The organism is Pseudomonas sp. GW821-FHT09E12 (assembly GCF_059416085.1).
Window position 1 is genome coordinate 245060 of record NZ_JBWKOM010000001.1, and the last position, 18231, is coordinate 263290.

At 57.6% G+C, this 18231-nt stretch carries 24 protein-coding genes and 1 pseudogene; 6 read left to right on the forward strand and 19 right to left on the reverse strand.

Translation table 11 applies throughout. The features are described from left to right. Nucleotides 1-389: 389 nt before the first annotated feature. Entirely contained in the window at nt 390-902 is a 513-nt protein-coding gene (locus AC07PQ_RS01065; RefSeq protein WP_493184739.1) for a fimbrial protein, read from the reverse strand. 415 nt (nt 903-1317) lie between these two features. Further along, a complete protein-coding gene (locus AC07PQ_RS01070) occupies nt 1318-1761 on the reverse strand; it encodes an anti-virulence regulator CigR family protein (protein ID WP_007921700.1) in 444 nt (147 codons plus the stop codon). A 115-nt stretch (nt 1762-1876) separates the two neighbouring features. Here AC07PQ_RS01070 and AC07PQ_RS01075 point away from each other — a divergent pair, with 115 nt between their 5' ends. Continuing rightward, complete coding sequence (locus tag AC07PQ_RS01075; protein WP_007921699.1) at nt 1877-2338, forward strand: hypothetical protein; 462 nt, start codon at nt 1877-1879, stop codon at nt 2336-2338. Between the two features lie 487 nt (nt 2339-2825). Here the strand turns inward: AC07PQ_RS01075 and AC07PQ_RS01080 are convergent, their stop codons facing one another. Further along, entirely contained in the window at nt 2826-3233 is a 408-nt protein-coding gene (locus AC07PQ_RS01080) for a hypothetical protein (RefSeq protein ID WP_007921697.1), read from the reverse strand. Nucleotides 3234-3571: 338 nt separating this feature from the next. Here AC07PQ_RS01080 and AC07PQ_RS01085 point away from each other — a divergent pair, with 338 nt between their 5' ends. Together AC07PQ_RS01085 and AC07PQ_RS01090 are read left to right on the forward strand one after the other, a co-directional pair. Next, the gene (locus AC07PQ_RS01085; RefSeq protein ID WP_007921696.1) at nt 3572-3901 is read left to right on the forward strand and encodes a hypothetical protein; all 330 of its coding nucleotides are present in this window, start codon (nt 3572-3574) and stop codon (nt 3899-3901) included. Nucleotides 3902-4071: 170 nt separating this feature from the next. Next, nucleotides 4072-4500: an N-acetyltransferase gene (locus tag AC07PQ_RS01090; protein ID WP_037033824.1), complete on the forward strand. Its 429-nt coding sequence runs from the start codon at nt 4072-4074 to the stop codon at nt 4498-4500. Between the two features lie 104 nt (nt 4501-4604). On the opposite strand, the gene AC07PQ_RS01095 is transcribed toward AC07PQ_RS01090, so the two are convergent. After that, complete coding sequence (locus AC07PQ_RS01095; protein WP_007921694.1) at nt 4605-4991, reverse strand: YfeK family protein; 387 nt, start codon at nt 4989-4991, stop codon at nt 4605-4607. 69 nt (nt 4992-5060) lie between these two features. Then, on the reverse strand, nt 5061-5258 hold the full coding sequence (locus tag AC07PQ_RS01100; protein ID WP_177323776.1) for a hypothetical protein: 198 nt from the start codon (nt 5256-5258) through the stop codon (nt 5061-5063). 324 nt (nt 5259-5582) lie between these two features. Between AC07PQ_RS01100 and AC07PQ_RS01105 the strand changes: the two genes are divergently transcribed. Further along, nucleotides 5583-5975, forward strand: coding sequence for a hypothetical protein (locus AC07PQ_RS01105; RefSeq protein WP_037033833.1), 393 nt, complete (start codon nt 5583-5585; stop codon nt 5973-5975). Nucleotides 5976-6026: 51 nt separating this feature from the next. Here the strand turns inward: AC07PQ_RS01105 and AC07PQ_RS01110 are convergent. The 4 genes and pseudogenes from AC07PQ_RS01110 to AC07PQ_RS01125 form a co-directional block, all read right to left on the reverse strand. Continuing rightward, a pseudogene (locus AC07PQ_RS01110) lies at nt 6027-6188 on the reverse strand (DUF1993 family protein); the annotation flags it as partial. A 179-nt stretch (nt 6189-6367) separates the two neighbouring features. After that, nucleotides 6368-6517, reverse strand: coding sequence for a hypothetical protein (locus tag AC07PQ_RS01115; RefSeq protein WP_007921689.1), 150 nt, complete (start codon nt 6515-6517; stop codon nt 6368-6370). A gap of 187 nt (nt 6518-6704) precedes the next feature. After that, the gene (locus AC07PQ_RS01120) at nt 6705-6941 is read right to left on the reverse strand and encodes a YceK/YidQ family lipoprotein (protein WP_007921679.1); all 237 of its coding nucleotides are present in this window, start codon (nt 6939-6941) and stop codon (nt 6705-6707) included. 437 nt (nt 6942-7378) lie between these two features. Continuing rightward, entirely contained in the window at nt 7379-7672 is a 294-nt protein-coding gene (locus AC07PQ_RS01125; protein ID WP_493184738.1) for a hypothetical protein, read from the reverse strand. A gap of 128 nt (nt 7673-7800) precedes the next feature. On the opposite strand from AC07PQ_RS01125, the gene AC07PQ_RS01130 reads away from it, so the two are divergent. Both AC07PQ_RS01130 and AC07PQ_RS01135 read left to right on the forward strand, forming a co-directional pair. Further along, complete coding sequence (locus tag AC07PQ_RS01130) at nt 7801-8508, forward strand: SOS response-associated peptidase (protein ID WP_493184870.1); 708 nt, start codon at nt 7801-7803, stop codon at nt 8506-8508. Between the two features lie 189 nt (nt 8509-8697). Further along, a complete protein-coding gene (locus AC07PQ_RS01135) occupies nt 8698-9342 on the forward strand; it encodes an EndoU domain-containing protein (RefSeq protein WP_493184737.1) in 645 nt (214 codons plus the stop codon). A gap of 88 nt (nt 9343-9430) precedes the next feature. Here AC07PQ_RS01135 and AC07PQ_RS01140 read toward each other — a convergent pair whose 3' ends face one another. The 10 genes from AC07PQ_RS01140 to AC07PQ_RS01185 all read right to left on the reverse strand — a co-directional run bounded on the left by AC07PQ_RS01140 (nt 9431) and on the right by AC07PQ_RS01185 (nt 18098). Further along, nucleotides 9431-9952: a lysis system i-spanin subunit Rz gene (locus tag AC07PQ_RS01140; RefSeq protein WP_493184736.1), complete on the reverse strand. Its 522-nt coding sequence runs from the start codon at nt 9950-9952 to the stop codon at nt 9431-9433. Beyond that, nucleotides 9949-10482: a glycoside hydrolase family 19 protein gene (locus AC07PQ_RS01145; RefSeq protein WP_493184735.1), complete on the reverse strand. Its 534-nt coding sequence runs from the start codon at nt 10480-10482 to the stop codon at nt 9949-9951. Before AC07PQ_RS01145 ends, AC07PQ_RS01140 begins: the two co-directional genes overlap by 4 nt. Before the next feature lie 42 nt (nt 10483-10524). Then, on the reverse strand, nt 10525-11532 hold the full coding sequence (locus AC07PQ_RS01150; RefSeq protein WP_493184734.1) for a phage tail fiber protein: 1008 nt from the start codon (nt 11530-11532) through the stop codon (nt 10525-10527). 49 nt (nt 11533-11581) lie between these two features. Continuing rightward, on the reverse strand, nt 11582-12307 hold the full coding sequence (locus AC07PQ_RS01155) for a hypothetical protein (protein ID WP_493184733.1): 726 nt from the start codon (nt 12305-12307) through the stop codon (nt 11582-11584). Nucleotides 12308-12316: 9 nt separating this feature from the next. Further along, a complete protein-coding gene (locus AC07PQ_RS01160) occupies nt 12317-12574 on the reverse strand; it encodes a hypothetical protein (RefSeq protein ID WP_493184732.1) in 258 nt (85 codons plus the stop codon). Between the two features lie 38 nt (nt 12575-12612). Continuing rightward, the gene (locus AC07PQ_RS01165; RefSeq protein WP_493184731.1) at nt 12613-15891 is read right to left on the reverse strand and encodes a TipJ family phage tail tip protein; all 3279 of its coding nucleotides are present in this window, start codon (nt 15889-15891) and stop codon (nt 12613-12615) included. Between the two features lie 57 nt (nt 15892-15948). Next, the gene (locus AC07PQ_RS01170) at nt 15949-16539 is read right to left on the reverse strand and encodes a tail assembly protein (RefSeq protein ID WP_493184730.1); all 591 of its coding nucleotides are present in this window, start codon (nt 16537-16539) and stop codon (nt 15949-15951) included. A 54-nt stretch (nt 16540-16593) separates the two neighbouring features. Next, complete coding sequence (locus AC07PQ_RS01175) at nt 16594-16938, reverse strand: hypothetical protein (RefSeq protein WP_493184729.1); 345 nt, start codon at nt 16936-16938, stop codon at nt 16594-16596. Between the two features lie 100 nt (nt 16939-17038). Next, a complete protein-coding gene (locus AC07PQ_RS01180; protein ID WP_493184728.1) occupies nt 17039-17653 on the reverse strand; it encodes an AbiU2 domain-containing protein in 615 nt (204 codons plus the stop codon). Nucleotides 17654-17843: 190 nt separating this feature from the next. Further along, entirely contained in the window at nt 17844-18098 is a 255-nt protein-coding gene (locus tag AC07PQ_RS01185; protein ID WP_493184727.1) for a hypothetical protein, read from the reverse strand. Nucleotides 18099-18231: the final 133 nt, after the last annotated feature.

Consider the following 18231-nt stretch of genomic DNA (forward strand, 5'->3'; position numbering starts at 1 on the left):
CACCCTGCTCATTCAACTATTGGCCCGCTCCCCGCGGGCTTTTTTTTTGCCTTGCAGGAGGCCCTTGAGGAAGGAGCCAAAGTGGCATCGAGTGGCGGGAAGGCCCGCCGAAGGCAAATTCCAGGCAAAAAAAAGCCCAAGTAGCTGATGGACACTTGGGGCTAAAAATGCATAAACCGTGGTAGGTGAACGCGGGGCTATCTTAACGCCCCGAAGAACATGTAACAATATATTTTGAGGTTATTTTTACCCTAAATATTTTCTAAGCCCTTAAATAACCACATGTTTTTTCTGGCAATGGCCGATTCGTCACCTTGTTGGCGCCAGCAAAAAAGCGCCACCGCCCTTCTTTTCGCATGACTACGCCTGCGTGAACCGCTTGCCCGCCATCAGGCATACAGGATCACGCACTCCGAAAACGAGGAAAACTCACCGGCTTCCACTGGCCCGTTGGCGCTGACCAACCTTGCCGCGAAGGACAGCCTGAAACCCGGTGCCACCGGGTATTCGGCACGCCCTTCATGGCCCAGAAGCACGACTTTTCCCTCGCTGTCCAGCAGTTGAACGCCCACATTGCGTGCGGAGCCGGCCTCTTCATAGTCATTCATCAAGATCACACCATCACTGGTGATGCCATCAAAGTAGGCCTGGACCTTGCTCGCCCCCTTGAGCCTGTCTTCGTTCAGCTCGACGCTGAAAAACTGCGGAAGGCTGCCACCCGCCTGAAGCACATCAAGGCCCGATGTACCCAGTTCGACCACCCGCTCCATGCCGCTGGAGCGCCGACGTGGAGCGCCGGGAACACCACTCGCCCCCACACCATTATCAGGATCGATCGTCCACGTGGGAGCGGTAACCCTGGCGCGAAAATCAAAGAACTTACCAACATTTTGAGTGGGCATTATTTATTCCTTTAATTGAATGCAAACATGCGATCGGTTCAGTCCGGAGCAGCCACCCAGGCCACTCTTCCTGCCTGTCGCCATGCACTTTTTCAATGGACGAAACGCAGCCGGCTCGATAGTCGGTACCCGTCAAAAAAGCGCACACGGCGAACGCTGAAACCTTAGAACGGAGCCAAATCGGCGTCCCTAGGACACTTCCGAAACGCTCCACTCAATTATCAGATCGCGCTGGAATGTTGCTGAAGAGGAGGCTCGGCAAAATCTCCGCCAAGGCGGTTATCCGTACTTGAGCCAACGAAAACAGGGGGCACTGGAATCGAACCAGCATCAGGATGTTGGGGGAGTGCCGGACGCCGCATGTCAGGCAAAAAGCCCGGTCTTGCACCGGGCTTGCTGGTGGGCCGGCCCGGAATCAGTCCAGGGCGTCGTGCAGGACTTCGTAGATGATGCCTGTCGCGATGGCGACCAGGATCAAATCAGTGCCGGCCTGTTGCCACTCATAGCCGTCATAGTGCGGTAGGCGGCCGAGCATCCGGCCATCGAGTTTTTTCGCGATGCCCGGCGGCAGTGGCTTGCCTCGGGCCAGGTTTTTCTGGATGCCCGGCGGCAGGGCCGGCCCGGGTGACCAGTAGTCACGACTGTCGCCAATGATCACGCGAACACCGCCGACATCGACTTGAGGGCCGTCATACCTCCCGCCCTGCTTGTAGTCCTGGGATTTGTTGCCTTTATTGCCATGTCCGCCCTGATTGCCATGGGGGTTGCCCTTGCCGTTCCCTGGGTCCGCATACAAGGCAGTCGAGCCGAATAAAAACGCGGCGCTTGCTAAAACAGCTACAACCGAACGAGTCGTCATCTCTGCAGTCCTCTGCATGAATCCAGCCGTGGTGCCATTCGTCATGACACCCGAACTATAGACAGCCGATTGCGTCTTAGTTCTTGCAAACCTCTCCCTATCTATGGAAGCAATCATGCTTTTAAAGAAAAAAAATCTCGTGACTGCCGTGACCTGTGTACTGATGCTGGCAGCGGCTCCTCTGCTCCCCATGACGTCCGCTTATGCCAAGGACGGTGGTGGCCATGGTGGGGGAAATGGTGGTGGCAACGGCGGGGGGCATGGCGGTGGTAACAGTGGTGGTCATGGTGGCCAGGCAGGTGGTCACTCGGGAGGGGTCAGCAGCAAGGGTCATAACGGCGGCCTGAAAAGCGACCCAGCCGGCAAATCGGTTCGCAATCTTGGAGAAAATGGCAACCATTACGGCAGCATTCGTAATGACAGCAACGGCCATGGCTCGACCACTTCCGGCGTGGCTCATTCCAAAGATACCCGCGGACTGTCAAAAGCCACTGCGATCTCGGACACCACGCCCGGGGACCACAACTCGAAAGGCCTGGGCAACGCCAGCGTCTCCTCGAGCAAGAATGATCGATAGACCCAGCCTCATGCTCTCCAGCTGAATCGGTTTCAATACCCTCGGTTGGTCAGCATCGCCCCGCATGAAAAGCCCGGCCCAGCGCCGGGCTTTTTCGTACCTGTCTCTGCCCGGCGGCGCCCTCTTCTGCCCTCATGGCTCGGGCACAGATGAAACTATCTTTAAGTAACCTTCATGAAGCGAAGCGTCTGAGTGCCTACCCTTGCGGGACCGACAAAGTGAACTACAGGAGTAACCCACGATGTTTTCCCATGAAGGTCTCGGTCTGATGTCCATCTTCATTGTCCTGCTGCTGTGCGTGCTGGCAATGTTCATTCATCCTGTGCACGCACTCTGGAACTGGGTTCAAAGGCGTAGACGCAGGTTGTCGGTAGAAAACGCGGGGCGTGAAGGCAAGCCCTATTCTTCGCGCTGAACAGGCACCCATCCAATGAGGCCCGGCCATGTCCGGGCTTCTGCTTTCTTGCTTCTACAGAACCGCTCTGACTCAGAGTCGCGCCCTTGGTTGGCGCCGGTCGATCGCAACCGCGATCGCCGCCAGCAGGATCGCCAGGGTGTAGGCAAAGAGCCCCAGGTTGATGCCCAGGATCAACTTCTCCGAGCCATCGGTGAGCACCATCGACCCACCGTAAGACTGCCGAAGCCCGTAAGCCAGCAAGAAGCCACCCGTGACGAACACCGTCAGCAGGCTGGACAGGCGAAGGTTGCTCTTCAACCACACCAGCCACAGGCTGAATGCACCGATCGTCGTATTGGTGAACAGCTGCCAGACCTCATGCAACCGTGCATGCGGCTCCCAGGCCGGGTTGAAAACATGAGTCTCATTGATCTCCAGCACCGGCACCACAACGGCGTAGAAGATAATCCCGATCGTCACAAACAGCTTTGCTATCACTGGGAACCTCCTTGTGAGCGCGGCAAAACGCCAGTGCTTCAGCGGCCTATAAGGACACGCAAACGAATAAAGATCACGTTCGATATGCGCCAAAAGTCAGGGGAAAATGACGGCCCGGGCACAGCCAATGGGTACCGCTCGTCCAGACCGTGGTGCCCTGTCCCGTTCCTCATCTACACCTTTAACCATGGACTTCCGGTCGTATTCATCCGACCTCTTCAGCGCCGCTCTTGGATATGGAGGATTGGGCAGCCGACATACGATTCGATGGCACACGAAGCGCCATGCGAAACCGCAGTACCTCAAGCTTCGGGCTTCATTTCTCAAGGAACGGAAAAATGATCACGAACTGCACGAACTGGCATGCCTGGCTGGACACCATGCCACCCAAACCGGACGAACTTCATGTCGTCGGAGACGTTGAAGTCGCCAACCCAGGGATCAAGGCCTTTCTGATGGTACGAGTCCCGCAGGGTATCAACCCGGCAATACTCCTGCTGGATCTGCACCTGTACCAAAGGCCAGGGCAATGGATTCAGACAATCACCTGCACGCAAGTCAGGTTCACCCGGGTGCTGCCGCCCAACGCCACGCTCTACACCGCAGTAGAAATCTTCCACAACGGCGAACGAATCGCGTACATCGACGAAATCCCACACATCTCCTGACTGATCCGTACTGCATCAGTGGAGCCTTGATATCCGACTGCGACCGCCTGATCCTCAATCAGTCGGTCGCCTCCCCCGCCGCACTCCTGCATCTTTTAATATGTCGGCTCTTGAACTGGCCAGCGCCTGCTTCTAGCCTGCAGCCCGTTATCAGGAAAAGCGCAAGAGAAATGATCAGAAAATTTGAACAGCAAGATATGGATGCCGTGCTGGACATCTGGCTGCAGGCCTCGCTGAAAGCCCACAATTTTATCGACGCCTCATTCTGGCAGTCGCAAGTCGACAACATGCGCAACCTGTACCTCCCGGCGTCAGAGACCTATGTCATCGAGCGACAATCCAAAGTGCGGGGTTTCTATTCGCTGCACGACGACCAGTTGGCCGCCCTCTTTGTTGCACCTGCATTCCAGGCCAAGGGGATTGGCAAGCAACTGCTCGCCCATGCCAGGGCACAGCGTCCCGTATTGAGCCTGGCGGTGTACAAGGACAATACGGCCAGCTGCGGCTTTTACCTGGCACAAGGCTTTGTCGTGACCCACGAGCAGACGGATGAACAAACGGGGCAGCAGGAATACCTTATGAGCAGCACCCCGCTCTGATCCATGTAGCCCGTCACGGTATATCCAGCCCTGGCTTTTTATTGCCCTCCAAAAAACCAAAAAGCCCAGCGTACGAGCTGGGCTTTGCCTGGCCAAAAACTGAATCAATGAGGCTGACGCTGCCTCTGCAACTCTGCCTTTAACCAGCTGCTTGCCGGCTGCGAGCCCGTAGCGCAGTGCACCTCATAAGCCTTGCCACTCATGCTGCTTTTAGTGGCCGCGAGATCGATAAAGTCCTCCGCGCTGCTCACCATGTTCTTGCCTTCGAGGTAATTCAGTTTTTTCTCCAGGTGCTGCCGTGCCTGGGGGGCTGGATACTCGGTGCCATTACGCACGAACTGGCACTGGCTGTGCTCGACAAAGTCCAGCAAGCCCTTTATCTCCTGGGCTGCCTGAGGCGTCGTTTGCGCCTGCGCGTTACTCGCCATTGCCAAGCCCCCCAAACCAGCCGCCATCAGCCATCGAGCCCACTCACCGGTAAAAATTCGCATCCTTCGTCCTTGTCTTGAAACTGAGCAATATTGTCGGATCTGGCCGAGTATCACCCGGCATCAGGTCGGTCAAACTTCGATAGGGAAAGTCGGCTGAACTTCCTGCTTCATATCCGCGTTTTCTGTCGCGGCCTCAAGTTTGGCCAGGAAGTCTGGATTCAATTTGGCTTCAAGCAGATTGACCTGCTCTACCGCCCTCTTTTGCTCAACCATCTTGGCAAGTTCTGCATAAGAAAGTCTGGGTGCCGCGTTTTGAATAGTTATCACTGAAGCGCTTCCTTGGTTCATCCGGCCAGCCCACCAGAGGCTTGGTGGCAAGTGTATCCCCTGTTCCGCGCCCGTCCCAACTCATCCGGCCAGCACTTGAGCATATCGGCACTCGATATCTTCTTTTTATCGATACCTGGCGCATCCGGATCTGGAAAGCCACGCCGCTCAAGCTGCCACGCATGACTGTCCATGCCCAGATCTGCCAGTGTTTTCGCCCTGCCATAGACCAATGGTGCCGCCAGTCGTCGTCGCAGCGTTGACGCTCTATTCCTTAAGGCGCGCAATGGCCCCCTAAAAATGATCGCCTTGGGGCCTTTCCAGATGGCAAAGATCATAGTGCTGGCCGGTGACTTCCCCCAGGGTGATGCGGAGTATCTGCGCGGAACCATCACGCTCAAGACCCCCAATAAACCTCTAGTAGGGAAAAGCTTTCTTGTCTCCGAATTCAAGGAACTCATCGTCGAAAATACCGATTCGAACAAGAACATAAAGAGTGCCATAGGCCTTGGAGTGGTGGGTGCCATGTTTCTTGGGCCGGTAGGAGCCGTCGCCGGCTATCTTCTGGCGGGCCACAATACCGAAGTGACATTTCTGGCCACCTTGAAGGATGGCCAGACACTGCTCGCTGCAACCGATAACGAGACCTACCAAGACATCTCGGCGCGCTTCAACAGAAAAAACCCTCCTGACAAACGCGATAAAACCGAGCCTTGACGCCCGGTTCAGCACTTTTCTTTTAGTCCGCCTGGGAAATCAGACAGTCGCTTACTGCCGCAAGTAGGCGAACATGTGCTGCACATAGTCGGCTTTACCGAGCGGCACGCCGTTATGTCGCAGGATGTTGTAGGCCGTGACGAGGTGAAAGTAGAACTGTGGTGTCACCCAGTTCACCGCGTACTCATTACCAGTCATGCAGACTGCTGCGTTTTGCCAGCCAGCAGAGGCGTCCCCTGCGCAACCGGAAAATATTGACCAATGGCCGGATGGAGAATTGAGAACCGCGCGATGAATGGGCAGGAATGGAAAAACAACAAGGCTGACCGGATTGAGCGGCCATTCACAGTCAGCCTTGTCGTTGGGACAGCTTCAACCCGGGAAACGGCGGATTACCATTGGCCCGAGAAGATGCAGGTCAGTGCTTCGATGCCGCTGAACTTCCACAGCGAGTCGTTACAGTCTCTGGCGAATGCGTGGGCGTTCGAGGCGGTGAGGGCCAGGACCACTGCGGAGGCGTAGACGATTTTCTTGAATGACATGGTGAATCTCCTTTTTCGTATCGGCACTTTCTTGTGAGAGCCACCCCGACGAGGATGGTCGTCCGCACTATATGCCCGGCCTCGGTAGCAGACGATTAGGGCTGGTGTGCTAATGGCGAATACGCATCACCCAAGGCCATCGGCAATTGCGCAGGGCTACCGCTTTGCAGACGAAAGCCAAAACAGATTAGTCATTGCAGCTGTACTGATACTCGAATGGAAAAAACACCGTATCGACCACCAAAGAAAACGGTGCATCGATCAGTAAAAAGGGAATCAGCTTTCCATGGGAGGTGCCTACCAACCACCAGTCCAGGCGCACGCCCTTGTAGGGGCAAGGGTGGTCGTAGTCCATGCGCATCGCCACCGCGGCGCAGCCGCTCAGGCAATTGACCAACACCAACAGAATCACTTTCCGAAACACCTAATGTCCTTATTACATCCATCTGCAGAGCTGCGTAGACGTCTCTGCAATACGCCAGTGACTTTTGCCCAATGGCAATGACAGAGAAATACATCCGCCAGCAGAAAGGCAAGAAAGCCTCTCCAACCGCGTAAATCGCAGACCGGATTTGAATTTGCGGGCCGGAAACGAACAAGGGTTTGCATCAGCTTTCGCCAGCAAACCCTTGAAATAGATGGTGCCCGAAGCCGGAATCGAACCGGCACGCCCTTACGAGCGGGGGATTTTAAGTCCCCGCTCGATTCCATACAAATCAATCACTTAGCTTATTTTTATTGCCGCAATCATGCAAGAATCAATGCCCTGAAGCCCAATAAAATCAATGGGGCAGTATTTTTTTGCGGCAAGAAAATCACCCCCTCCTCCGGCGTTCTGCCGACCGAACACAATCCCCTCCTTCATTCAACACGACACCACCACGACTGAGCATAAAAGGCGTCGCCGATCTGCTCGATACCATTCAGGTTCATTCCTCTCTGGGCCATCCCTGTGATTTTCACGTCATGAAGCCGCGGGAGAATGTCGGGCCCTGGGCCTGGATTGAAAATCCAAGCACTAATAGCCACCCGGCCAAGTTCCTCGTTCTGGCATTCGTAGATGTGAATGTCGCCACGGATCGGTGGCGTTCGCCTCAACTCTTCCTTGGTAAGCGCCACTCCCAAGAATCGGCGCGGGGTAATCAGGAAGTACATCGCAGAACCCATACTGTATAAAAACACAGCATATTACCCACAGCGCTCCGACCATCAATCGGGCGCTGACGAGTGGCCCTCCCGTTGGTCTACGTTGAATGAAGTGGACCATCACTTCGGAGGCGAGCATGTGCGGACGTATCGCGCAGTACCACGGCATTCACGACTTTGTGGCCGTGCTCAGCATGCCGGGCGCGCTGGTCAACAACGCCGGCGATCAACCTCTGGAGCGGTACAACGTGGCGCCGACGACAAATGTCGCCCTGCTCCACATAGAGAATGGCGCGCTACATGCCGACCTGATCAGGTGGTCCTGGAAGCCGCACTGGGCAACCAATCGAGCCGAGCCCAATGCCCGCGCCGAAAAGGTCGCGCACAATCCCTACTACCGCGCAGCCTGGCCAAATCGAGCGATCACGCCAATAGACGGATGGTTTGAGTGGCTTGTGGAAGAAGGCGGAAAACAGCCCTACTACATCCGTCGACGTGATGGCCTGCCCAGCCTGTGCGCCTCCATTGGCCATTGGCCGCATGCTGACGAGCCTCCTCGGGAACACGACGGCTTCATGATCATCACCGCAGACTCCGCCGGCGGCATGGTCGATATTCACGATCGGCGGCCGGTGGTCTTGTCCCCGGACCTGGCCAGGGAATGGCTTGACCTGGCCACGCTCAAGGAGCGAGCGGAGGAAATGATGGTGCGGCATGGAGAGCCGTCTGAGGCGTTCGAGTGGTTTAGGGTCAGCACTGCAGTAGGAAATGTACGCAACCATGGGCCGGAGCTGATAGTGCCGCTGGCCAAGGCCGTCGGCGACAACATGATGAACTGCGGATGATCACTAGCGAGCAACGACGCCGCCACCAACCAGAAATTCCGTTCGTCAGCTCTACATGAAATACCAAACTCTCACGCTTGAAAGTAGAGCGCTAGGATCTACAGTGAAATCGCAACATCGCCTTTTAGCACCCTGCATAGCCTCCGAACACAGAAAAAAATTAAACACTCCTTATCAAGGATGATAAAGATGAGCACAACCCAAAAATTACTTCTAATTTCCTTATCGACACTGGCACTTATCTCATGCAGTAATTTCACATCACCACCTACCACGGAGCTAGCAGCAGCCACATGCCTTCCCAATCAAAGAGCGCTACCATCTACAAATCCGCCAATAGATCAGGAACATATTTTTTGCGGAGAAGTGAAGTCCGGTAGCGCAAAAGGCTTTCATTCAGCAGCAAATGCCACATCCGTCAGTACAATTCTTGTCGAAACAACAACAGCTGCATCTAAAAGTTCAACTCCACCGCCTATTTCACCACCACCGCCCTTAACATTCAATCTCAACAACACTCAAAGATACACATTATACAACTTCATTATTAATTCAGGATCAAACTCTGCACTCAAATCAAAGTCAACAATGTTTCCAAACAGCTGCACAGCAAGCCAAGTACTAATGAGCATTGATTATGCCTATAATCATGAATATACTAAAGCAAACCCTATACCATCCTCGTATACATGCGACGCCAGCAAAGCTAATAGGTGCGGCCCCTCCTCACCCAATTCCGTAGACAACAAATACTGTCAGACCTATAGCAAACCGATTCCGCTGCAAACTTTCTTCGACGGCAAAACCATCACAACTGCGTATCCACTCCCCTAAAAGGCATGCCCCAACAATAGTTACAACCTGGCACGCCATTTATAGGAGAGTGATGGAACATGAATTGAGGTCATGCTTAAAATGTAGGTCAGTGCGTAACCTCTCTGACATACGCTTGACACGCGGCCAAGGCGATCAGTCCTTGATCGCCGTCACCGGTAATCCCGACAATTCGTTGAGCATGCGCCGGGTCAAGTCGGGCGCGTGCGGCTCCATGAACCACGCCGCCGGTGGCGGGGGTGGCAGGCACGTTGCTGCAACTGGCTGTATCCGCGGCGTCGACAAGGACTGACAGCCGCAGGTCAGCAGTAGCAAGGCGATCGCGCAGGCGAGCTTGGTCTTTCTGAGCATTGGTCAGCTCCTGGTGGTGGGATTGGTCGGCGGTCGCCAGGCGCTGCTCGAGCGCCAGGCGCTTATCCTGATCGGCGCGCTGCTGAGTTGCTGCCGCGCTGCTGATAGCGGCCAGATCATCCTGGTGAAGCCGCGCCTGCTCGGCCAGTTGCTTGCCGTAGCGCCAGTCCTGCACCTTCCAGGCCCCGCCAGCGCCGGCGGCGATCAGCAGACCAGCCAGCACCAGGCCGGCGGCCAGGCGCAATGCCGCGGGGCTCACTGCAACACCTCCCGCGCCCGGGCCCAGAGCCGCAAGCGATCCTCCAGCCCGTTCAAGCCGCCGTTGATGCGCCGGGTGATGGTGTTGAACTGGTCGCGGTCTGCCAGCTCGTTCAAGCCGTTCTTCTGCCAGAACCAGGCGGCCGACTCGGCGGCCCACTGCGGCTGTTCGAGCAGTTCGGGCCTAGCGATCAGGTCGAGGCCAAGGGCTTTGCCGCTCTCCCTGTAGTTGGCCCGGCCAGTGATCTGGATCAGGCCGCGCCCGCGGTATCTGAAGCCATCGCCGGTGACGGCGTTCCCCAGGTCTGCCCGGCCCTCGTACTTCGCCTGGGCAGCGGTCGGGCCCCAGATCTCACGCACATAGAGCAACTGACCCGACTCATGGCCGACCTGCGCGAGGAAGGCCGCCATGCGCTTGGGCGTGTTGATCTCCCGATAACTCATGGCCGCGTTGAGTGCAGAAACAAAAACGCCCGCTTGGCGGCGGGCGTTGGGGAGGATCTGCAGCAGCTGCTGCTCAGTGATAGGCATACGAATCTCCAGGCAAGAAAAAGCCCGTTCAGTGGCGGGCTGTTATTCGGTTTCGGCGAACTGTTGCGGGGGCGGCTCTGCGGCAGGCATCTCCAGCCGCACGTCGATCCAGCTGTTGAGCGGCACGTCCAGCGGAGCCCCGCGGCCGGGGATCATTTCGCCGTCTTCCGACAGGGTCCAGCGTTGCTTGAACAGCCGGACGACCACCGTGCCGTCGGGGTCCTGTTCGGTCTCAGTGATTCCGAGCGTGCCGCCGCCATCGGGGGAGCAAGGGTCTTGCGTGCGCCAGCCTTCCAGGGCCAGGCCCAGGCTGCCGGTTACACGGTACTCACCAACGCCCAAGCGCTCGACGCTCACGCCGCGGGCCTCACTGTTCGCCATGCCCCACTCGCCGGCCGGCTCGAAGGTCTGCTCATCGAGGTCGCGGCGCTGGCTATCGGCGACGTTGGCAATGCGCAGGATCGGCGATGCAGCAGAAAGCACGCCGCCCGAACCGCGGGTGGTATTGCCGGTGTGGTACAGCTCGATCCAGGGCGTTGCGGCACCGTCATAGATCGACTGGAACTTCACCGTTCCCGAATTGCCAGCAAGGCCATAGGGCCAGGCGATGGTCAGTCGATTGGCTGAATCCGAATGCCGGAAAATCTGCTTGTACCAGTAGCCAGTGCCACCGGTGGGCAGCCCTGGGGACGTTGGCGGGTACAGATTCGGATCAACGCCGTGGACCGCATTCGTGTACCAGCTTTGAACGACGCTAGTTTTTGTCCGCCCCACCGCATAAGCATCAGCAACGTTACCGGTCTCATAACCGATATTTGCCACCGCCGCATTACCGAGGCCGAGGCCTGAACGTGCAGCTGCCTGCGTTGTACCACCGGTACCGCCGTTAGCAACAGGGAGCGCGGCCGGCAAGGTCGATGGCGACCCGGCAGCGCCGAGAGCGTTATACAGCTCGGCGAAGTTATCGTTGGCCTTGGTATTGGCGCTGCGCGGTGTATCACCGCCGACGCCAGTAGGGATGACACCGAGATTGATGACCTGCTTGGACATTTATTCTCTCCAAAAAAAATCCCTCACGAAGAGGGACAAAGAAGTGTGATTACAGAGGTCGCATCGGCCTCGCCGCAAAAGTCGTTCGCCCGTTCTTCGCCGTGCCGCCTTCAGAGCTGACCATCGCCCCGATGTAACCGTTTAGGGTTGAGCGGATACCGGCATGAAAGCCACACGGCGTTTCAAGCGTCGAGTTGCCGTTGTAGATCTTCCCGCCGATCAGGGTCGAAGCTAGGAAGTAGTCCGCATAGTCGCCAGTCCACGGCATCTGGCAGCCAGACCAGTAGACTCCTCCGACCTGCTCGCCACGATTATCGAGTGACCAGCCCTCATTGACAGGAAACCCTCTCATCGAAAGCAGGTTGTCGGCCCCGACAAAAATCACCTCGCCGGCCGCGTTTTTCAGCCTGATGTCATACTCGCTGGGCGGGCCAACAGAACGGAACGTCGCCACCAGCCACTTACCGCTGCAATCCGAAACGTTGAATGGCGACATCAGCTGCAGCTGGAACGAGAAACCCGTCCAGCTCCCCGGGCTGCCGATGTTCATCAGCGTGTGATACATGCCCTGGTTGTTCGGATTCAAGAACACCATGGGCGGATCGGGCGTGGTGATCGGCGTTGGGTAAGTAATGGTTGCTGAAGTGATGGTCCGCGGGGCACCAGGCGGCTTGCCGATCACGTAGCTGCCACTGGCAGCGACCCCGAGAACCCTGTTCACGCTGTCGATCTGAAAGAAGTTCAGACCGTTGCGCGACCTGAATCCGTAGTCCATGCCTCCCCCTTATTGATAAGTCAGGATGAAAACGTTCAAGGCTATGCCGGCGCCACGGCGTACCCTGAGCTGGCCGGTAGACCAGAACACAGCAGGGAGCGCCGAGGAGCTGTTCGAAGTGTCTTGAAGCGTGACGCAAACGAACGAAGCCGCGGTGATCTCCGGCATATCGATGAAGCTGGTGAAGTCGCTGGTGATCGGCGGGACCGTGACCTTCTTGGTCACGATCGAGCGAATCCCCATGGTTGACGTGTTGAGCGTTTCCACGCCGGCGGCATTCCTTGTTCTGGCTCCATAAAACGCCATTACGAAAGCCTCCCCAGCCCTGCCCGCTCGATATGGTTCAGGTCATAAACGAAGATGCCATTGTTGTTCAGCAACGTAGACCCTTCCGCCGACTGGCCGCGAAGCGTCAACGTTCCTGCCGGTATGTTAATTTCCAGCAATGGCAAGCCTTCGCTGTTGAGTGCCGCTGACCTGAGCGTCATACCGAGTACCAGCTCCTTGATAAAGGCCTGGTTAATAAACGCCTGGTTGATGAAGACCTGGCCGTCCTGGACAACAAACGGCACAGCGAGAGCGTCACCGCCCATGCCATTCACCACGGCGAAGCGATCGGCACTCACCAGGAACTGGCTCTGCAGGCCGGCCGGGCCGTTCTCGATGCCAAGCCCAATACCTGCGGCGACATAGCGCCCCGCAGAATCGATCTGCATCTTCACCGACCACATCGTTGAGGCTTTGCCATCGAGCGCGACCTGGGCCTGACTGACCTCCTCGATCGCGGCGCTGTTCTGGCCCATCTCGACTTGGACGGCATCAACGCGCTTGCCGGTGGCCACGTCGCCCTCGATCACCGCCGACTGCACCGACCAGACACCAACAAAGCTTTCCGTAGAGCCGGCCAGGTCCTCGGTGGAGCCCGCCATCGGCGGGTTTACCTGGGCAAACACGCCGTCTACCTTCTCGCTGATCGCCGATACCTCGCCCGATACCACCTGGATGCGATTGTTGACCGACCCGGGCAAGTCAGCCGGGCCGTCGATCAGGTTGATTCGATCGCCCAGGTGTTGGCCGAGGGCGGACTCGCCGATCTGGCCGGAGAAATACTCCTCGTATTCGGTTTGTTCAGAACTGGCCTGGCCGTTGACGCCGACACCTGTCGGGTACCACGGCCCGACGTTGCCGGTGCGGTCGACAAGGCGCGCCCAGAAGAAGAACGAAGCCCCAGCCAGGATGCCCTGCATTTCGTGCCGGGCCTGCGGATAGGCGAAGTCGCCCAGCTTGATCGCGTCGGCCAACGACGTGGTCTTGCTGTACCAGATCTCGGTGCGCTGGGTGTCCTCTGCTCCCGCAGGGAAGCCCCAGTCCAGCCGGATGCCGTAGACCAGGCTTGTCGGAGTCAGGAACGACACCGACGGCGGCAGCCCCTCCTTGCCCTTGAGCTGGGTCAGGTTGGAGCTTTTCCAGATCGACGATATATCGAAGGCGCTCACCGCCCGTACCCGGGCAAGGTAGGCACCGGCATAGATCCCGGTCACGTCGACGCTGGTCGCGCCAGTGCGCTGTACCTTGACCCAGTTCCCGCTGTCCTTACGCCACTCCACGTCATAGGCCACAGCGCCGTTCACCGCAGGCCACGAAATGTTCATGGTGCTGACGGCGATGCCCTGGTCGACCGCGTAGTTTGAAGTCAGGGTCACGCTCGCCGGCGGCGGAACGACGGTGATCGGGATCACGCTGATCGGCCGCTCTTCCAGGCGGGCGCCGGTGTCGATGAAAGCGAACTTGCCGGGTTCGTACTGCAGGGCGCTGATCTCGAAGTCGCCCTCGGTGGTGCGTTTGGTGCTCAGCACCCGGTAAAGCGGGATTGCCAGGTCGTCGGCATCCAGGGCCCACTGCAACTGTGGCAGCGGTGGTTCGCTGTAGGCCGTGGTCACGGTGACAGCGCGCCCGGTGACGCTTTGCACGGTCCGGCCTTCGGTGCGCCCGCCCGGCAGGTTGATGATCAGGCGATCGCCGGCCTTGGCCTGAGTGTCGCGGTCGAGCGTCACCACGCGCCCGGCCACTGCCGAGATCCGGCCGCCAATTTGCCGGCCGGCCAGCAGCGAATCCGCCACAGGGATGATGTGCCCAGGCAGCGGAATCACCCCTTCCATGCCAGTCTTGAAGCTGATGGTCCGGTCCTGGTTGTTGCTCAGGATCGCCCACTTACCACGGCGCTGGGCCTCGGAAGCACGGGTGCAGCCAATGGCTGTCAGCTCGGTAGGCTTGTCGCCGAAGCGGCGCTGCAGCTCCAGATCGGCAAACGGAATGACGTCGGTGTCGTAGTTGTTCGCCGGGTTGTCGTAGCTGACCAGAGCCCGGGTGTACCGGGTCTTGGCCGAGGCACTGCCGTAGGAGAACTTCCCGTCGACGACGTTGGCCCGGGTGAAGACATAGTCGTAGTCCTGGGCGCGCGGCATGTCCGCTTGCATCACCAACTGGCCCTGGGCCCAGTAAGTCATCCCCCGATAGATGCCAGCGATATCGCGCAGCAGCGACCAGGCATCGGCCCTGCCCTGCAGGTTCATGTCACAGAGAAAGCGCGGCTCCTGACCGCCCAGGCCGTTCGGCACGTTCTGGTCGCAATACTGCGAGATCCGGTACAGCTCCCACTTGTCGACCATATACGGCTTGATGCGCTTGCCCAGGCCGAAGCGGTCCTCGGTGCAAACCCCGTAGGTAATCCAGGCCGGGTTGTTGGTCCAAGCCTGCTTCATGGTGCCGTCCCAGGTCCCGGTGTAGGTGCGGGCGATAGGGTCGTAGTTGCTCGGCACCTGCCACTTGCGCGCCTTGCACTTCACAGTGACGGCCGGGATGTTGGTGAACTGCTCGGCGTCAAACTCGATGTACAGCAGCGCGGTGTTCGGGTACCGCAGCTTCGCGTCGATCACCTCGGTCAGGCCGGCGATCAGCATGGTGTCGGCGACCTTGTTGCTGTTCCGGTTGGGCGTCAGCCGGCGCACACGAATCAACCAGCCACTGGTGGCCGGCGGCAGGTCTACACGACGGGACCGCTCGTAGCGGGTAGTGGTCTTGCCGTCCACCGCCTCGAGCAGCACCTGCTGATAGGCGCCGCCATCGGTGGCCACGTCGATCGCGTACTCGATGCGGTAGCCGCCGACATTCCCTTCTTCGTCCTGGGCCTGCAGGGCCGGCCAGGCGAAGCGCACACGCACGGCCGACAGCTGGGTGTTGGTGATCGAGCGCACCCATGGGGTGTCGCTGCGCAGTTCGATGTTCAGCGTGGTCTCGTTTTCGACCGAGGGGATGCCCGGGATATACGACTGATCCACAGAGCCAGAGCGCCAGTCCCACTTCACGTTCGGGAAATTGATGTTCCCACTCGCGTCCTTGATCGGCGTGTTGTCCAGGTAGATGTCGTAGTCGGTCGGGGCGCTGTCGAACTCCCCCTCACCCACGGCTATCAACATCTTGGCCAAGTTGGTCGAGCGCAGGCTGTCGTTGGCCTCGGTGGGCGACTTTGGCTTGCTGCTACCGCCCTTCTCGCCGCGGATCTCGATCTGTGCTGCTGCGCCCATGCATTCCTCCAGGCATAAAAAAACCGCCTCATGGGCGGCCTGTGTGCATTATTCTGGTTACGTTTTATCTTCGGCGTAGATCGATGCAGAAATGATCATCCCACCCCACCGGCGCTCACCGATGCAGATCGGGACAGGGTTGCCGCTGGCGGTGGTGTTCTTGGCGCTGCCGAAGGCGTATGAGGGTAGGTTTTCGGGGGATGCACTCTGCGATAAGCCGGCCTTTTGAGGGCTGAGCATCTGGATCACCCCGCCGGCGACGAGAGCGATGCCAGTAGGTGCCAAGGCCTGAAATCCAGGAATAAACGACGCGGCGATCAATACGGCGCCGATGATGGTTTGCAACAGCCCTGCGCGCTTACTGCCCGAGATCACAGGAACGATCCGAACCTCTTGCGCGCCGCCCAGGGCGAAATCCTTCTCGGCTACGTTTTTCTTGTTGCGAAAAATCGCAAAACGCAAGCCCCGCTTCTCAAGATCCTTGATTGCCGCTTCGAACCCTTCGAGCGTGCACTTCAATGCCTTGAGCGCCTCTCCTACTGATTTGCTCCCGAGCTCACGTCGGTGGACTCGACCAAATAATTTGATGAGAGGGCCCGAAAGCAGGATGGTCGTCATCGATTGGTCACCAGTGGTGATCGCTGACATCGTTTCCTCCAGGCGTAAAAAAGCCGCCCATAGGCGGCTTAAAAAGTGTTGGTTTTAGAGACAGCTTCTAACCGCTTTCTCCATATCGCTTCGCCCATAACCTGGGCCCCAAACCATACGCTGGTAAAGTTTTACTGAGCTGCCTTTTGAAGCCTTGCGGATGCTCAGAAGCTCATCGGTCATGTTGTTACTTGCGGCTATCAGCCGATACCCGTGCTCCGTCTCGGACATCGACACATCGCTGCGGGCATCCTGCCACTTAGGAAATACGCAAAGAGCGTAGCGTTTCGGGTCTTTCGTGGTGCTGACCGCAATACTTGGATCTTTTGACTCCAGATCGCCTGGCGACACACACCCCGCCAACAGCGCCACTGCTACCGCTCCTACGAAAAATCTCATGCAGGTCACTCCTGTGGAAATGCGGGCAATGTAGCACTGGGCGGCCAGAAACGAAAAAGCCCAGCGGGTTAGCTGGGCTTTGCTAGCTGGATTCAACTTATTATTTAGCAATCGTCTTGAGTTTGTGCACTAGCCAAGCAGCATCTCCACCAGCGCTGATGCTGTCGTAGAACATCGTCGTGTCGCAGTAGAAGACGTTTATCTCATTCATCACCGCAGTGATAGCTTGAAGCATCTCCTTGACTAAAGCTCTACTGACTCCGCCCAATGGCTGCGCCTCTCGATCATAGAAATACTGCTGATCCTGATGCGCTATGCGCTTATTTCGGTGATCCCTCGCATGCTCTGCCTTTATCAAGGCCTCGTCGCAGAGGTCTAATACACGGCCACATAGCGCGCCATCTGCAATCAAGTCGGGCAAACAGCGTATGGAAAGGTTTTTGTTTTTTCCAGTCTGCGCAGGGTCGGTCAGCTTTGACACTCCCAGAAGCACGCTGTCCCATAGCCCATCTTGCACAACCATGAAGAAAAGCCCAGCCGTTTTGTTCAACAGGTGAACGGTTTCCTCGCTCTCACCGAAAAGCTGAGTGTATTGCTCCCATACAAGATGCAACTCAAGCACTCGCTGATTGAGGTACCCAAACGCCTGACCGAGTGGCTCGCCCATAGTTTCGATATAGTGCGCCAGTATTTCTTCACTGCTTCTGGTAGTCACGAGGCCTCCAAGCCCGATGGTGTGACGAACACGATAACCCGAGCTTGTCCCCCCATCCAACCTGGAGGGAAAGCCGGTAACGCCCCTCTTCCCAGGCTCCTGCACCTGCCAGCCAAATCGTGCTGGTAGTTCTAAGGTGGGGAGAAACGAAAAGGCCCAGCGCGGGGCTGGGCTTTCTCTACAGGTCAGGTTAGTCCGGTACGCGCCTGAGCACGTGACCAATCATGTAATCACCCAAGTTCACTGCCCAGCTACTTTCTAATGCTGCTAAATAGCCTAAACGCTTCCCTGTCGGATCAAAGAGCGCGCCATCTCTGATTTGAAAAGCACCCTCCCCCGGTCTCTTCTCTTCACCTACGCCGTCGACGATATATCCGAGTGCACCACCAGGACCGCGACTCTCGTGCACGCTCCAGCGACCATTCTCATACGACTTGTTCGACATAAACCCTCCTTGCGATGTGCTGATCCATTTTGCGCAAAGCATGCCTCATTGGAGAGGTAGAGCCAATCATTAACGCGATGCCTGTCCACCATCCAACATGGATGAAAAGCCAGTAGCGCCCCTCTCCCGCTGG

Bases quoted from the DNA above. Each gene is read 5' to 3' on its own strand.
- AC07PQ_RS01065 (WP_493184739.1), bottom strand. From the start codon at position 902: ATGCCCACTCAAAATGTTGGTAAGTTCTTTGATTTTCGCGCCAGGGTT.
- AC07PQ_RS01150 (WP_493184734.1), bottom strand. From the start codon at position 11,532: ATGTCCAAGCAGGTCATCAATCTCGGTGTCATCCCTACTGGCGTCGGC.
- AC07PQ_RS01165 (WP_493184731.1), bottom strand. From the start codon at position 15,891: ATGGGCGCAGCAGCACAGATCGAGATCCGCGGCGAGAAGGGCGGTAGC.
- AC07PQ_RS01145 (WP_493184735.1), bottom strand. From the start codon at position 10,482: ATGCCTATCACTGAGCAGCAGCTGCTGCAGATCCTCCCCAACGCCCGC.
- AC07PQ_RS01135 (WP_493184737.1), top strand. From the start codon at position 8,698: ATGAGCACAACCCAAAAATTACTTCTAATTTCCTTATCGACACTGGCA.
- AC07PQ_RS01090 (WP_037033824.1), top strand. From the start codon at position 4,072: ATGATCAGAAAATTTGAACAGCAAGATATGGATGCCGTGCTGGACATC.
- AC07PQ_RS01115 (WP_007921689.1), bottom strand. From the start codon at position 6,517: ATGTCATTCAAGAAAATCGTCTACGCCTCCGCAGTGGTCCTGGCCCTC.
- AC07PQ_RS01175 (WP_493184729.1), bottom strand. From the start codon at position 16,938: ATGAGATTTTTCGTAGGAGCGGTAGCAGTGGCGCTGTTGGCGGGGTGT.
- AC07PQ_RS01075 (WP_007921699.1), top strand. From the start codon at position 1,877: ATGCTTTTAAAGAAAAAAAATCTCGTGACTGCCGTGACCTGTGTACTG.
- AC07PQ_RS01130 (WP_493184870.1), top strand. From the start codon at position 7,801: ATGTGCGGACGTATCGCGCAGTACCACGGCATTCACGACTTTGTGGCC.
- AC07PQ_RS01185 (WP_493184727.1), bottom strand. From the start codon at position 18,098: ATGTCGAACAAGTCGTATGAGAATGGTCGCTGGAGCGTGCACGAGAGT.
- AC07PQ_RS01095 (WP_007921694.1), bottom strand. From the start codon at position 4,991: ATGCGAATTTTTACCGGTGAGTGGGCTCGATGGCTGATGGCGGCTGGT.
- AC07PQ_RS01170 (WP_493184730.1), bottom strand. From the start codon at position 16,539: ATGTCAGCGATCACCACTGGTGACCAATCGATGACGACCATCCTGCTT.
- AC07PQ_RS01085 (WP_007921696.1), top strand. From the start codon at position 3,572: ATGATCACGAACTGCACGAACTGGCATGCCTGGCTGGACACCATGCCA.
- AC07PQ_RS01070 (WP_007921700.1), bottom strand. From the start codon at position 1,761: ATGACGACTCGTTCGGTTGTAGCTGTTTTAGCAAGCGCCGCGTTTTTA.
- AC07PQ_RS01155 (WP_493184733.1), bottom strand. From the start codon at position 12,307: ATGGACTACGGATTCAGGTCGCGCAACGGTCTGAACTTCTTTCAGATC.
- AC07PQ_RS01125 (WP_493184738.1), bottom strand. From the start codon at position 7,672: ATGTACTTCCTGATTACCCCGCGCCGATTCTTGGGAGTGGCGCTTACC.
- AC07PQ_RS01105 (WP_037033833.1), top strand. From the start codon at position 5,583: ATGGCAAAGATCATAGTGCTGGCCGGTGACTTCCCCCAGGGTGATGCG.